At 60.8% G+C, this 13,721-nt stretch carries 12 protein-coding genes; 3 read left to right on the top strand and 9 right to left on the bottom strand.

Annotation, left to right across the window (positions count from 1 at the left end; translation table 11 throughout):
* Positions 1 to 149 precede the first annotated feature (149 nt).
* The 3 genes from fdhF to ASG19_RS15265 all read left to right on the top strand — a co-directional run bounded on the left by fdhF (position 150) and on the right by ASG19_RS15265 (position 5,435).
* Positions 150 to 3,029 carry a formate dehydrogenase subunit alpha gene (gene fdhF / locus ASG19_RS15275; protein WP_062459059.1) on the top strand — a complete coding sequence of 960 codons (2,880 nt, stop codon included), beginning with the start codon at positions 150 to 152 and terminating at the stop codon, positions 3,027 to 3,029.
* A gap of 305 nt (positions 3,030 to 3,334) precedes the next feature.
* Positions 3,335 to 3,652 carry a formate dehydrogenase subunit delta gene (locus ASG19_RS15270; protein ID WP_062459053.1) on the top strand — a complete coding sequence of 106 codons (318 nt, stop codon included), beginning with the start codon at positions 3,335 to 3,337 and terminating at the stop codon, positions 3,650 to 3,652.
* Between the two features lie 127 nt (positions 3,653 to 3,779).
* The gene (locus tag ASG19_RS15265; RefSeq protein WP_062459050.1) at positions 3,780 to 5,435 is read left to right on the top strand and encodes an OFA family MFS transporter; all 1,656 of its coding nucleotides are present in this window, start codon (positions 3,780 to 3,782) and stop codon (positions 5,433 to 5,435) included.
* A gap of 65 nt (positions 5,436 to 5,500) precedes the next feature.
* On the opposite strand, the gene ASG19_RS15260 is transcribed toward ASG19_RS15265, so the two are convergent.
* The 9 genes from ASG19_RS15260 to ASG19_RS15220 form a co-directional block, all read right to left on the bottom strand.
* The gene (locus ASG19_RS15260) at positions 5,501 to 7,390 is read right to left on the bottom strand and encodes a sugar phosphate isomerase/epimerase and 4-hydroxyphenylpyruvate domain-containing protein (protein WP_062459046.1); all 1,890 of its coding nucleotides are present in this window, start codon (positions 7,388 to 7,390) and stop codon (positions 5,501 to 5,503) included.
* A 68-nt stretch (positions 7,391 to 7,458) separates the two neighbouring features.
* On the bottom strand, positions 7,459 to 8,238 hold the full coding sequence (locus ASG19_RS15255) for an amino acid ABC transporter ATP-binding protein (RefSeq protein ID WP_280136953.1): 780 nt from the start codon (positions 8,236 to 8,238) through the stop codon (positions 7,459 to 7,461).
* A 16-nt stretch (positions 8,239 to 8,254) separates the two neighbouring features.
* A complete protein-coding gene (locus ASG19_RS15250; RefSeq protein WP_062459043.1) occupies positions 8,255 to 8,899 on the bottom strand; it encodes an amino acid ABC transporter permease in 645 nt (214 codons plus the stop codon).
* A gap of 13 nt (positions 8,900 to 8,912) precedes the next feature.
* Complete coding sequence (locus ASG19_RS15245; protein WP_062459040.1) at positions 8,913 to 9,575, bottom strand: amino acid ABC transporter permease; 663 nt, start codon at positions 9,573 to 9,575, stop codon at positions 8,913 to 8,915.
* Between the two features lie 37 nt (positions 9,576 to 9,612).
* Positions 9,613 to 10,440, bottom strand: coding sequence for an aldo/keto reductase (locus tag ASG19_RS15240; protein ID WP_062459037.1), 828 nt, complete (start codon positions 10,438 to 10,440; stop codon positions 9,613 to 9,615).
* Positions 10,437 to 11,261: a TIM barrel protein gene (locus ASG19_RS15235; RefSeq protein ID WP_062459034.1), complete on the bottom strand. Its 825-nt coding sequence runs from the start codon at positions 11,259 to 11,261 to the stop codon at positions 10,437 to 10,439. The genes ASG19_RS15240 and ASG19_RS15235 overlap by 4 nt, the downstream gene beginning before the upstream one ends.
* Positions 11,258 to 12,319: a Gfo/Idh/MocA family oxidoreductase gene (locus ASG19_RS15230; RefSeq protein ID WP_062459031.1), complete on the bottom strand. Its 1,062-nt coding sequence runs from the start codon at positions 12,317 to 12,319 to the stop codon at positions 11,258 to 11,260. Before ASG19_RS15230 ends, ASG19_RS15235 begins: the two co-directional genes overlap by 4 nt.
* Entirely contained in the window at positions 12,316 to 12,750 is a 435-nt protein-coding gene (gene aroQ, locus ASG19_RS15225; protein ID WP_062460400.1) for a type II 3-dehydroquinate dehydratase, read from the bottom strand. The genes ASG19_RS15230 and aroQ overlap by 4 nt, the downstream gene beginning before the upstream one ends.
* A 92-nt stretch (positions 12,751 to 12,842) precedes the next feature.
* Positions 12,843 to 13,676, bottom strand: coding sequence for a transporter substrate-binding domain-containing protein (locus tag ASG19_RS15220; RefSeq protein WP_082471667.1), 834 nt, complete (start codon positions 13,674 to 13,676; stop codon positions 12,843 to 12,845).
* Between the last annotated feature and the right edge of the window lie 45 nt (positions 13,677 to 13,721).

Raw genomic sequence — 13,721 nt, 5'->3', positions numbered from 1 at the left:
TCAGATCGCTGCACTCGCTCGTTTCCGATTGGGTGAACTCGGTGCGGCATCTGTTCGCCCCCCTTGTGGGGGAGATGGCCGGCAGGCCAGAGGGGGACTTTCTCCCCGCCGCCCAGTCCACACCAACATGTTCAAACAGGAGACGCATCATGTCCCTCGTTCATGAAATCGACTACGGCACACCCGCTTCGAAATCCACCGAGACGGTGACGCTGACCATTGATGGTCGCCAAATCACCGTTCCCGCCGGCACCTCGATCATGCGGGCCTCGATGGAGGCCGGTATTCAGGTGCCGAAGCTCTGCGCCACCGACATGGTGGATGCGTTCGGGTCCTGCCGGCTCTGTCTGATCGAGGTCGAAGGCCGCAACGGCACGCCGGCCTCCTGCACCACGCCGGTCGCGCCCGGGATTGTCGTCCACACGCAGACGGAGCGGCTGAAACAGATCCGCAAGGGCGTGATGGAGCTCTATATCTCCGACCACCCGCTCGACTGCCTGACTTGCGCTGCCAACGGGGACTGCGAGCTGCAGGACATGGCGGGTGCTGTCGGGCTTCGCGACGTTCGCTATGGCTACGAGGGCGACAACCACGTCAGGGCCCGGAGCGACGGCGCGATCAATGCGAAGTGGATGCCGAAGGACGAGTCGAATCCTTACTTCACCTATGACCCTTCCAAATGCATCGTCTGTTCGCGCTGCGTCCGCGCCTGCGAGGAAGTGCAGGGCACGTTTGCGCTGACGATCGAAGGCCGCGGTTTCGAAAGCCGCGTATCCCCCGGTGCGCACGAACATTTCCTCGATTCCGAATGCGTCTCCTGCGGTGCCTGCGTGCAGGCATGCCCGACCGCGACGCTGACCGAGAAATCGGTAATCGCAATCGGCCAGCCCGAGCATTCGACGGTCACGACCTGCGCCTATTGCGGCGTCGGCTGTTCGTTCAAGGCGGAAATGCGCGGCGAGGAACTGGTGCGCATGGTGCCGTGGAAGGACGGTCAGGCCAATCGTGGCCATTCCTGCGTCAAGGGACGGTTTGCCTACGGGTATGCGAGCCACAAGGACCGCATCCTCAATCCGATGATCCGCGAGAAAATCTCCGATCCTTGGCGGGAAGTGACGTGGGAAGAAGCGTTCGGCCATGTCGCCTCAGAGTTCCGGCGCATTCAGTACCAGTATGGGCGCGAGTCGATCGGCGGCATCACCTCGTCGCGCTGCACCAATGAAGAGACATTCCTCGTCCAGAAACTGATCCGTGCCGGCTTCGGCAACAACAATGTCGACACCTGCGCCCGCGTCTGCCATTCGCCAACCGGTTACGGCCTCGGCCAGGCCTTCGGCACCTCCGCCGGCACGCAGAATTTCGACAGCGTCGAGCACACCGACGTGGTGATCATCATCGGCGCCAATCCGACCGATGGACATCCCGTGTTCGGTTCGCGGCTGAAGAAGCGGCTGCGGCAGGGTGCAAAACTCATCGTCATCGATCCGCGCCGCACCGATATCGTCCGCTCAGCCCATGTCGAGGCGGCTTTCCACCTCCCCTTGAAGCCAGGCACCAACGTGGCGGTCATGACGGCGCTGGCGCATGTCATCGTCACCGAGGGTCTGTTTGCCGAAGCGTTCATCCGCGAGCGCTGCGACTGGTCGGAATTCGAGGACTGGGCGGCGTTTGTTTCGGAAGACGCGCATAGCCCGGAAGCGACGGAGACCTATACCGGCGTTCCGGCGGATCTGCTGCGCGGAGCGGCCCGACTGTTTGCAACAGGCGGCAATGGCTCGATCTATTACGGTCTTGGCGTGACCGAGCACAGCCAGGGCTCGACGACGGTGATGGCGATCGCCAACCTCGCCATGGTCACCGGCAATCTCGGTCGGCCCGGCGTCGGCGTCAATCCGCTGCGGGGACAGAACAACGTCCAGGGCGCCTGCGACATGGGCTCCTTCCCGCACGAGTTGCCGGGCTATCGCCACATCTCCGATGATGCCACACGCGAGACGTTCGAGAAGCTCTGGGGCGTGACGCTCAACAACGAGCCGGGCCTGCGCATCCCCAACATGCTGGATGCCGCGGTCGAAGGCACGTTCAGGGGCATCTACATCCAGGGCGAGGATATCCTGCAGTCCGACCCGGATACGAAACATGTTTCGGCCGGGCTCGAAGCGATGGAATGCGTCGTCGTGCACGACCTGTTCCTCAACGAAACCGCAAATTACGCGCATGTCTTCCTGCCGGGCTCGACCTTCCTCGAAAAAGACGGCACGTTCACCAATGCGGAGCGGCGCATCAACCGCGTTCGCAAGGTGATGAGCCCGAAGAACGGCTTGGCCGACTGGGAAGTGACGCAGAAACTGGCGCAGGCCATGGGGCTGCCGTGGAACTATACCCATCCGTCGCAGGTGATGGACGAGATCGCCGCAACGACCCCGAGCTTTGCCAAGGTTTCCTACAACTATCTGGAAAGGATGGGCTCGGTGCAGTGGCCCTGCAACGAAGCGCATCCGCTCGGTTCTCCGATCATGCATGTCGATGGCTTCGTGCGCGGCAAGGGCAAGTTCATCCGCACAGAATATGTCGCGACCGACGAACGCACCGGGCCACGTTTCCCGCTGCTGCTCACCACCGGCCGTATCCTGTCGCAGTATAATGTCGGAGCGCAGACGCGGCGGACAGACAATGTCGTCTGGCATGCGGAGGACCGTCTCGAGATCCACCCGCACGACGCCGAGCAGCGCGGGATCAAGGACGGCGACTGGATCAAGCTCGCGAGCCGAGCCGGCGATACGACGCTGCGGACTCTCATCACCGACCGCGTGGCGCCGGGTGTCGTCTACACCACGTTCCACCATCCCGATACGCAGGCGAACGTGATCACGACCGACTATTCCGACTGGGCCACCAACTGCCCGGAATACAAGGTCACGGCGGTGCAGGTTTCGCCGTCGAATGGCCCGACGGAGTGGCAGCAGGACTACGGCGACCTGTCGCGCAGATCGCGACGCATCGCAGGTCGAATGGAGGCTGCGGAGTAATCGGAATTATCAATTGCAAATAGGCAATCGGTGAGGCCGCAGGGCTCTTGCAAACAGGTCAAGAACCAGATTAAGGGGGAGTGCCAATTTGTCGCAGAGTCCTATGACGCCACTGTTCGTCGCAAGTGCAGTTCTTGAAACTAGCCGTCGTAACGGAAACAGTGCAACTCGCTCAATCTCGGTACAAGCCAATCGTACGATAGGTTTCAGCTATCACGGCAGCCGCGCTTCAACTGCGCGGATCTCCGGACCGTATCCGGCTGCTGCAATGACGGGTCGCCTGATCGCCATCGGAGCTTTTTCCGATGGTGCATGATCAGTTGGACGACACAGTGCCACATGAAACCCACGGCCACGAAAAGCTGGTCCGGATGGCAAACCAGATCGCCACGTTTTTCTTATCCCAGCCGGAGAGCGTGCGAACCAATGGCGTTGCGACGCATATCAACAAATTCTGGGAGCCGCGCATGCGCCGGCACCTATTCGAGCATCTCGATGCCGGCGGCGCAGGATTGCTGCCGCTTGTCGTCGAGGCTTCGACACTGATCCGCCGACCGGCAGAACCGAGCGGGACGGGTATGGGAACCAAAGAGGGAACGACCGGGGGTGTTTCCGGACGTTAGGGAACGGGGCCAGATGAAACCGCTTTCCGGGAGATCACACCGGAAAGCAAAGCGTGAGCTCGCCTTCAGCTGGAGGGCAGTGGCGGGATCACGTTGAAAGCCATTACTCAGAGAGGGATTTTCTTTTATGGCAGTTGCAGGAACAGCAGGAGGCGGCGTCGTTGACGCGGGCCTCCTGGATAAGGAACGTATTATCGCAAAACCGGGCTTCAACCGTTGGCTTGTGCCGCCGGCAGCCCTCGCTATTCACCTTTGCATCGGCATGGCCTACGGCTTCAGCGTATTCTGGCTGCCGCTTTCGCGCGCCATTCCAGGTGCGGCCGACCCGTCATGCACAGGCATGGGCCTGCTGACGGCACTGTTTACGACGAGCTGCAACTGGCGCGTTGCCGATCTCGGCTGGATCTACACGCTGTTCTTCGTGTTGCTCGGCTGCTCCGCCGCCATCTGGGGCGGCTGGCTTGAAAAGGTCGGTCCACGCAAGGCTGGTTTCGTCTCCGCCTGCTGCTGGTGCGGTGGCATTCTCGTCGCAGCCATGGGCGTCATGACCCACCAGCTGTGGATGATGTGGGTCGGCGCCGGCGTTATCGGCGGCATCGGTCTCGGTCTCGGCTATATCTCGCCGGTTTCAACGCTGATCAAGTGGTTCCCGGACCGTCGCGGCATGGCGACAGGCATGGCGATCATGGGCTTCGGCGGCGGCGCAATGATCGGCGCTCCGCTTGCCAACCTTCTGATGAACTTCTTCAAGACCGACGTGTCTGTCGGTGTGTGGCAGACTTTCATCGCCATGGCTGCGATCTATTTCTGCTTCATGATGGGTGGCGCCTTTGGCTACCGCATCCCGCCGGCAGGATGGCGTCCTGAAGGCTGGACACCGCCGGCTTCGAAGTCGACGATGATCACCACGAAGCACGTTCACCTGCGTGACGCACACAAGACAAAGCAGTTCTGGCTGATCTGGGCCGTGCTTTGCCTCAACGTCTCCGCCGGTATCGGCGTTATCGGCATGGCATCGCCGATGCTGCAGGAAATCTTCGCCGGTTCGCTGATCGGTCTGCCGGACGTCGCGTTCGCGCAGCTCGACGCTGGACAGAAGGCACAGATCGCAGCAATCGCTGCAGGCTTCACCGGGCTTCTGTCGCTCTTCAACATCGGCGGACGCTTTGTCTGGGCCTCGCTTTCGGACAAGCTCGGCCGCAAGAACACCTACTATACGTTCTTCATCCTCGGCATCATCCTCTATGCCACCGCACCGACACTTGCCAACCTCGGCAACAAGGGTCTGTTCGTTCTGGCATTCGGCATCATCCTGTCCATGTATGGCGGCGGCTTCGCAACCATCCCGGCCTATCTTGCCGATATCTTCGGAACCCAGTTCGTCGGCGCGATCCACGGTCGTCTTCTGACGGCCTGGGCGACTGCCGGCATCGTCGGTCCGGTCGTGGTGAACTACATTCGTGAAGCGCAGATTGCTGCCGGCGTTGCGCCGGGACCGGCTCTCTACACCGGCACGATGTATATTCTTGCGGGCATGCTTGTGCTTGGCCTCATCGCCAACTCGCTGGTGCGGCCGCTTGCCGACAAGTGGTTTATGTCCGACGCAGAGGTTGCCTCGCTGCAGGCAAAGACTGCCGCTGCAAATGCCGGCCCGACCGGTTCATTCGGCATCGGCAAGGGTGGCTTCTCCGCTCAGGCCGCTCTCGCCTGGGCCGTCGTCGGCATCCCCATGATCTGGGGCATCTGGGTCACGCTGAAAAGCAGCCTGGTTCTGTTCGGCTAAGCCAAAAACGCATGAGGGGCCGGCCCACCCGGCCCGCCCCTCATCACCAAAGCCTCCCGCGACCCCTAGAGCCGTGGCACACCTTCCGGCCTGATCTGCTTCTTCAGGGCCGCGATACGGAAGATCGCATTCGCAGCGCCATAACCGCGATAATCGCGCCGCTGGACGATCTCGAAGAAGAAGCCTTCCCCAAACGTGCCGCTATAGAGCTGGAAGTATTCGCCGTTCTCGTCGCGGTCGTAGAGAATGTTCTCCGCCTTTAGCCTCTCCGTCAGGTCCGGATCGAGACCGAAGCGGGTTTCCACGTCGCCATAATAGTTTGGCGAGATCGGCAAGGGCCGGAAGCCGTTCGCCTTCAGGGCCGCGGCCGTCGCAAAGATATCCGCAGTTTCGAATGCCAGATGCTGGATGCCGGACCCGAATGTCTCCGCAATAAAATGCCCAGCAAGCGTTCGCCGGTTTTCCGCACCATTGAGGGTAATGCGAAGGTAGCCTTGCGGCGCTTCGACAACCTGGCTGCGCACCACGCCCGATGGGTCGATGATATCGACCATCGGCGTCTTCTGCATCTCGAAGATTGAGGTGTAGAAAAGCACCCAGGTGAGCATCTCCTCATACGCTACCGTCTGGGCGATATGATCGACGCTCAGGAGGTGGGCATCCTGCTTCTTATGCTCATCATCGACTGGGGCGAAATCGATATCCCAGATGCGGGAAAGATCCGTCGTGTCATCGAGCAGGTAGATCAGACCTCCGCCGACACCGCGGATAGAGGGGATCGTCACCTCGCCCGTCTCGACGGGTTGATTGAACACTTCGGCGCCCAATGCCACCGCACGATCCATCGCATCGCGCGCGTCGTCCACCTTCAAAGCCATTGCATAGGCCGAGGTGCCGTGCACGGCGTAGGATGCACTCGCAAAGCCCATCTCGTCCGTATTCAGAAGCAGTTTGATATTGCCCTGCGAAAACACGCTGACTTTCTTGCTGCGGTGTTGTGCGGTCTTGGAAAAACCGAGCGTGCGCAAGATGCCGGCCAGTTCTCCGGCGTCGGCCTCGCTTGCCGAAAATTCGACGAAGCCGACCCCTTGCACGGCGCTGCGGTCCGGCATGACCGGGAGCGTCAGGCCCGAAGCATTCGGATTGCGCCGCACCCGATCTCCAAGTGTGATCAGTGAGCGGTGACCATCTGCAGCAATCGCTTTAGCCGAGCCGCCGCGAAACTGGTCATTGAAGATCTCAAGCGAGAAATAGCCGTCATAGCCGGTTTCGGCGACGGCGCTGGTAAACGCTTCGACCGGCAGATCTCCCTCGCCCGGCATGTTGCGGAAATGGCGGCTCCAGTAGAGCAGATCCATGTCGATCAACGGCGCATCGGCCAGCTGGACGATGAAGATCTTTTCCTTCGGGATGGAGCGGATCGAATTGATGTCGATCTGCCTCGACAGCGTGTGGAAGCTGTCGAGGATGATGCCGATATTCGGGTGGTTGGTGCGCCGGACAACCTCCCAGGCATCGCGGTGATCGGAAATGTGCTTGCCCCAGGCAAGCGCCTCGTACCCGACTTTCAGACCACGCCTCGCTGCACGCTCCCCGAGTTCGTGGAAATCCGCCACCGCCCGGTCGATACCGCCGAGCGCGAGCGGCGACACGTTGGAGCAAACGAGAACCAGATCGGTGCCCAGCTCCTGCATGATGTCGAACTTGCGCTCCGCACGGTCGAACAGCCGCGAGCGGTGCGGTTCAGGCATGCCCTCAAAATCACGGAACGGCTGGAACAGCGTAATCTCAAGGCCGTGATCGCGCACCATTCGCCCGACATCGGCAGGCGTACCGTCGAAGGCCAGGAAGTCGTTTTCGAAGATCTCGACACCGCTGAATCCAGCCTGCGCAATCGCTGCAAGCTTTTCCGGAAGTTCACCGCTGATCGATACGGTCGCTATGGACGTCTTCATGACTTGCCCTCGTTTGCTTCAGCCTCGTTTACGGTGTGCCTCGCGGGCGCCCACTTTACTCTTCACGATTAATGATGCGACAGGATCTCGCCCAGGAATGCCCGGGTACGGGGATGAGCCGGAGCGCTAAAGAAACTTTCGGGATCATTTTCCTCGACGATCTCGCCGTCGGCCATGAAGATGACGCGGTCGGCGACCTGGCGGGCGAAACCCATTTCGTGCGTGACGCAGATCATCGTCATACCATCGCGGGCGAGCGAGACCATCGTATCGAGTACTTCCTTGACCATTTCAGGGTCGAGAGCCGACGTTGGTTCGTCAAACAGCATTGCCTTGGGTTCCATGCAGAGAGCACGCGCAATCGCGACGCGCTGCTGTTGGCCGCCGGAAAGCTGGGCCGGGTACTTGTCCGCCTGATCGCCGATGCGGACCCGTTCCAGATATTTGCGGGCCGTCTTTTCCGCCTCGGGACGCGACAGTTTGCGCACGCGCATGGGTGCGAGAATGCAGTTTTCGAGCACAGTCTTGTGCGGAAACAGGTTGAACTGCTGAAACACCATGCCGACTTCGCGACGCACCGCATCGATCGCCTTCTGGTCGTCTTTCACGGTATGGCCTGATACGACGATCTCGCCACCCTGGCTCGCTTCCAGCCGGTTGATGCATCGGATCAGCGTCGACTTGCCCGACCCCGACGGACCGCAGAGAACGATCTTTTCGCCCTTCGCCACCGTCAGGTTGACTTTCTTGAGGGCGTAGAATGCGCCGTACCACTTCTCCACGTCGCGCATCATGATCATCGGCTCTTTGCCGGTCGGCTGCGCATCGGTTTTGGTCACAATTGCCATGGTCATATTCCCTACTCTATCTTGCCAAACCGGCGGACATACGCCGCTCGATGCGTCGTCCCCACAGGGACAGCGGCCAACACATTGCGAAATACATGGCGCCGACGACGCCGAACACGAGAAGCGGTTGGTAGATCTGGTTGGAGACGATCGAACCGGCACGCGTCAGCTCGATGAAGCCGACGATGGCAGCAAGCGACGTGCCTTTCAGAAGCTGGACCAGGAAGCCGACAGTCGCCGGCAGCGACAGCTTGAACGCCTGCGGCATGATGACGTCGAACATCAGGCTGCGAGTGTGGAGGCCAAGCGCATCGGCGGCTTCGGTCTGGCCCTTCGGCACGGCTTCGATCGCGCCGCGCCAGATTTCGCCCAGAAATGCCGAAGCATGCGCGGTCAGCGCGATACCGACGGCGGCCCAACCGGGCAGATCGAAGCCCAGAAGCGGCAGGCCGAAATAGGCGACGAAGAGCTGCATCAAAAGCGGCGTGCCCTGGAAGAGCCCGATCCAGCCGATCGCGATATAACGGACCAAGGCGATCCTCGACACCCGCATCAGCGCTACGATGACGCCCGAGATGATGCCGCCGACAAAGGCCATGGCGGTCAGGACCAGTGTCCAGCCGAGGCCTTGCAGCAGGTAGGTCAGTTCTTGGTATCCCATATCCTGGTCCTCCTCAGCGCTGCGGATAGTTGAATGCACGCCGGCCGATGGCGGCAAGCGTCCACATGGTCACCATCGAAATGACGAGATAGATGCCGGTCAGGGTGAAATAGGTCTCGAAACTGCGGAAGGTTTCAGCCTCGATGCGCTGGCCGACCGATGTCAGTTCGTATGCCGAAATCGAGGTGCAGATCGCCGTCGTCAGCGTCAGCAGGATGAACTGGCTCGACAGCGACGGATAGATGGCCCGCAGCGCCGGCTTCAGCACGATCATCCGGAAGACTTCGTGGTTGTGGAGCCCGAGCGCCAGACCGGCTTCGGTCTGTCCCTTGGGAATGCTTTCCACACCGCCGCGTATGATCTCGATCGCATAGGCACCGCCGTTCAACCCCAGTGCCAGAACAGCGGTCATGGTGGGATTGAGCCGGACGCCGGCGAGTGGCAGCGCGAAGAAGATGAAGTAGATCTGCACAAGGAAAGGCGTGTTGCGGATCACCTCGACGAAAGCTGTGACGAGGAAGGACGGGATGACCATGTGCGTTCTGAGGATCGCCACGCCCAGCACGCCGATGATGGTTGCGATTATCATGCCGGCCACGGCCAGGAACAAGGTTCCCAACGTGCCATAGACCAGCGATTGCCAAACATCGGTGACGACGCTGAAATCAAGTGTCATGTTCTACCTCCCTCATTGCCTTCGTCATCGCAGCTTGTCAGTCCCAGTCGGGTTCCCACTCGAAACGGGAATAGCGCTCGCCACGCGCCAGCGCATGAATGGCAGCCATATCTTCCAACGACAGTTCGAAATCGAATATGTCCATATTAGACTTGATGTTTTCGGCCTTCGCGGAGCGCGGAATGGCACCGACATGGTCTTGCTGGACATGCCAGCGCAACGCTATCTGACCCGCCGATTTGCCGTACTTCGCTCCGAGCTCGGTCAGCAGCTTGGAGCTGAACACCTTGCCGCGGGCAATCGGCTGATAGGCATTGAGCAGGATGTCGGCCCGGCGCATGCGCTCGAGCAGTTTTTCCTGCGACAGGAATGGATGATATTCGACCTGATTGCAAAACAGCTCGGCCTTGTGGACGTCGAGCGCCTCGTCGAGCAGTGCCACGGTGAAATTGCTGACACCGATCAGCCTTGTTTTGCCCTTGGCTTTTGCCTGCGCAAATGCACCAAGCGTTTCGCCAAGGGGCACGTCTTTGGTCGGCCAGTGAACGAGGAGCAGATCGACATAGTCGAAACCCAGCCGTTCCAAGCTCTCATCAACGCGGGCGGCGACCGTTTCCGGGTCAAGATCGTTGAACCAGATCTTGGTGGTGACGAAGAGCTCTCCCCGTGCCACGCCGCTTTCGCGAATGGCGTTGCCGACTTCGACCTCGTTTCCATAGCGTATCGCGGTATCGATCTGGCGGTAACCGAGTTCGATGGCGGTACGAATCGCCGCCTCGCCTTCCGGTCCTTTCAGTTCGAATGTGCCGAAACCGAGGCTCGGGATATCCACGCCCTGGATGGTCTTTATTTGCAAGCCGGTCATTGGCCCTCGTCGGATTCGGGTTCGAGAATTCTGCGCGACGCAATCAGCGTTCGCTTGGCCCATTCGGCGGCGGACAGGCTCGCCGACTGCTCGTCGTTGGGAATTTCCACGGCGACCGGCAGATCGGCCGGCATGGCGGCAAACATGCCGGCAAGGTCCAACTCCCCCTCGCCCGGCAAAAGCCGCGCGTGGCGGGCCGTGTAGTTCAGTTCTTCCCGCGTCTCCGGGATCTTGGCCGGAGCGTCGCAGATCTGCGCGTAGTTCAACCACTTGCGCGGCACAGCAGTGATCTCTTCGATGGTCGTGCGGGCCCGCGAGACATGCAGCGTATCGATGATGACGCCTTGGTTCGGCTGGTCGGCCGCGCTCAGGACGCGGGTGGCGGCTGCGAGATCCCGCAGCTCCGATTGCGGCATGAACTCCAGATCCATCGACAGGCCGAACGGACGTGCCGCCTCGCAGAGTTTGACAAAGGAGGCTGTCAGACGACCCTCGTCGGCATCGTCACCGGCAACAAGAATGGCGCGGGCGCCGAGTTGGCCGGCACATTCAAGAAACGGCAGCAGCGGTTCCGGATCGAAGTCCGGCGAAATCCGGATCATCTCGACATCGAAGACAGCGATGCCGCTGTCGCCCATGAGGCTTATCAGGGATTTCACGCGCGCCGGGTCATCCATCAGCGGATAGGCAAGACCGCCGGGAAAGGCCGGCATCAGGCGCAGGCCGAGATAGTCGTACCCGGCCTCAGCCGCCGCACGCACGGCCTCTTCGGGTGCGACGCCGAGCCCGGTAAGAAAAGAGAGGGACCATGTCTTCTTCATGCGGCCACCTTTGTCGGTGCAAGCATTTCGGCGAGCGTCACCGTGCGATCCTCGCGTCCGGCGAGATCGACTGCAAGTGTTGCCGCAAGCGTCGACATGCCATCGCGTGCGCTGATCAGCGGCGTCGCATCGCCACGGATCACATCGACGAAGTGGTCAAGCTGGTTGACATAGGTCAGCGAGCCATCGCCGGGGCGGTATTCGCGAACCAGCGGATGCTGCCAGTGATCGTTTTCTTCCGCGTGCCGCCACAAATACATGTCGGAGACAGACAGTGCTGCCTTTCGTCCGGCGAGGAAAAGGCAGGGACCGGGCTGTGCCGGATGATAAAGCGCCTGCCCGGACGTATATTCCCAGGCCCAGGGGCTGACGGCTGCGTCCGAGATCAGGAACGTGCCGAGCACGCCGTTGACGAAGCGGATCGAAATGCTTGCCGTGTCTTCGACCTCAAAGCCGCGGCGGGCCGAGGACGTGAAGGCGCGGATGCTTTCAATCTCGCCGACCAGATAGCGCAGGACGTCGATATCGTGGATGAGGTTGATCAACAACACGCCGCCGCCGCGCTTGCGGCGCCATTCGGTGTTGAAATAATCGTCCGGCTTGTCGAACAGGGTCATGCCATTGACGGCGACCAACGGTCCGAGCTCTCCGGCGTCGATGGCGCGTTTGGCGGAACGGATGTCGGGGCTGTGGCGACGCTGATGACCGACAAGAACGGGCACCCCGCCTCGCTCCGACGCCTCAACGATGCGGGCGGCCGAAGCAATGCTTTCGGCAATCGGCTTCTCGATCATGCAGGGCACGCCGCGCTCGATGCAGGCGAGAGCGGCCGGTGTATGAAGATTGTTCGGCAGCGCAATGATGGCGCCGTCGAGCTTTGCCTCATCGAGCATGGTGTCGTAGTCGGTGAAGTACGGGACGGAGTGCCGCGCGGCGAGTTCTGCTGCGGCGGGTGACGGATCGCAGATCGCGGCTAACTCGGCGCGGCGGTTGGACACCAAGAGGTCGGCATGTTCGCGGCCGATCAGACCGGCACCCATCAGACCGATGCGGGTCATTGCGTCATCTCCGCCATGGCTCGCAGAGCGAGGCGATAGCCGTAGGCACCGAAGCCCGCCATGACTGCCGTCGCGGTCTTCGAGACGAGCGACTTGTGATAGATTTCCTCGCGCTGGTGCACGTTGGAAATGTGCAGCTCGATCTTCGGCTTGTCGAAGGTCTTCAGCGCATCCAGAATTGCGATCGACGTGAACGTATAGGCCGCCGGATTGATGATGATGCCGGCGGCATCATGGCGCGCCGCATGAATGGATTCGATGATCTCGCCTTCGAAATTCGACTGGCGGAAGTCGATCGCGACGCCGAGTTCGGCAGCGTCCGCTTCGAGCCAGCCACGGATTTCGTCGAGTGTCGTGCGTCCGTAGATATCCGGCTCGCGCTGACCGAGAAGATTAAGATTGGGTCCGTTCAGGATAAAGATCGTGCGCATGTCCATGCCTTTTGCTGCAGATCGAGGCGCGCTTGTCCAATCGCGGCTGCGCGCCCCGTTTCGTCATGCGGTCGTGGAATCGACGCTAACTTTTACTGTACGGTGAAGGGGATGCCCTCGAGCTTTTCCGGGAAATTAGGAAGCGCGTCTGCTGCCAGCCACTTCTTGTTGATCGCTTCGAGACGGCCATCGGCCTTGATCTTGTCGATGAACTTGTTCAGCCAGTCGTTGATTTCCTTGTCGCCAAGCTTGGTGGTAACGCCCATCCACTGTTCGTTGAAGACCAGCTTCTGTTCGTAGTCGTTGCCTGGCGATGCGCGGTCGAGGTTGATCTTGTAGGTCGTGTTGCCACCGATCGCATCGACCTGACCGGAGACGAGAGCCTGGATGTTGGAGCTGTCGTCGTCGAAGCGGCGGATGTTGGGAACGTCACCCAGAAGGGTGGTGATCGCCTTGTCCTGTGCCGCGCCGCGTGGCACGCCGATGCGCAGGCTCTTCGCGTCCTCGATCGCGGTGATCTTGTTCTTGGCGCTCGACAGAAGAATGATCTTCAGTCCTGCATAAGGCTTGCTGAACTGCACGGCCTTGGCGCGATCCGGATACATGCCCATGACGGCCATCTGCAGATCGACCTTGCCGGTCAGAAGGTTCGGGATGCGGGCCGAGACGGCGTTCGGTACGAACTCGACCTTGACGCCCATTTCCTCGCCGATCAGCTTGGCCACATCGACGTCATAGCCGATGTTCTGGCCGCTGGCGTCGATCGAGCCCCATGGTGCCTGTTCGCCCATGACGCCGACCCGGATGACGCCGGCGCTCTTGATCTTCTCAAGAGCCTGCGCGTGGGCAGCAGATGCGCCAAGCGCCATGCTGACGCCCGCAACCAGCGTCAATGCGAGTGTGCGGAATGAAAATTTGCCTGGCATGAAATGTCCTCCTCAGGGTTGATGCCTTTTGATGCCTGGGCGGCG

The organism is Rhizobium sp. Leaf306, from assembly GCF_001423425.1.
GTDB classification, from domain to species: Bacteria; Pseudomonadota; Alphaproteobacteria; order Rhizobiales; family Rhizobiaceae; genus Neorhizobium; species Neorhizobium soli.
The sequence above is the reverse complement of the archived record's forward strand: the minus strand, read 5'-3'. Positions and strand labels throughout refer to the sequence as shown.

Coding starts and splice junctions, on each gene's coding strand:
- fdhF (WP_062459059.1), top strand. CDS start 150: ATGTCCCTCGTTCATGAAATCGACTACGGCACACCCGCTTCGAAATCC.
- ASG19_RS15270 (WP_062459053.1), top strand. CDS start 3,335: ATGGTGCATGATCAGTTGGACGACACAGTGCCACATGAAACCCACGGC.
- ASG19_RS15265 (WP_062459050.1), top strand. CDS start 3,780: ATGGCAGTTGCAGGAACAGCAGGAGGCGGCGTCGTTGACGCGGGCCTC.
- ASG19_RS15260 (WP_062459046.1), bottom strand. CDS start 7,390: ATGAAGACGTCCATAGCGACCGTATCGATCAGCGGTGAACTTCCGGAA.
- ASG19_RS15255 (WP_280136953.1), bottom strand. CDS start 8,238: ATGGCAATTGTGACCAAAACCGATGCGCAGCCGACCGGCAAAGAGCCG.
- ASG19_RS15250 (WP_062459043.1), bottom strand. CDS start 8,899: ATGGGATACCAAGAACTGACCTACCTGCTGCAAGGCCTCGGCTGGACA.
- ASG19_RS15245 (WP_062459040.1), bottom strand. CDS start 9,575: ATGACACTTGATTTCAGCGTCGTCACCGATGTTTGGCAATCGCTGGTC.
- ASG19_RS15240 (WP_062459037.1), bottom strand. CDS start 10,440: ATGACCGGCTTGCAAATAAAGACCATCCAGGGCGTGGATATCCCGAGC.
- ASG19_RS15235 (WP_062459034.1), bottom strand. CDS start 11,261: ATGAAGAAGACATGGTCCCTCTCTTTTCTTACCGGGCTCGGCGTCGCA.
- ASG19_RS15230 (WP_062459031.1), bottom strand. CDS start 12,319: ATGACCCGCATCGGTCTGATGGGTGCCGGTCTGATCGGCCGCGAACAT.
- aroQ (WP_062460400.1), bottom strand. CDS start 12,750: ATGCGCACGATCTTTATCCTGAACGGACCCAATCTTAATCTTCTCGGT.
- ASG19_RS15220 (WP_082471667.1), bottom strand. CDS start 13,676: ATGCCAGGCAAATTTTCATTCCGCACACTCGCATTGACGCTGGTTGCG.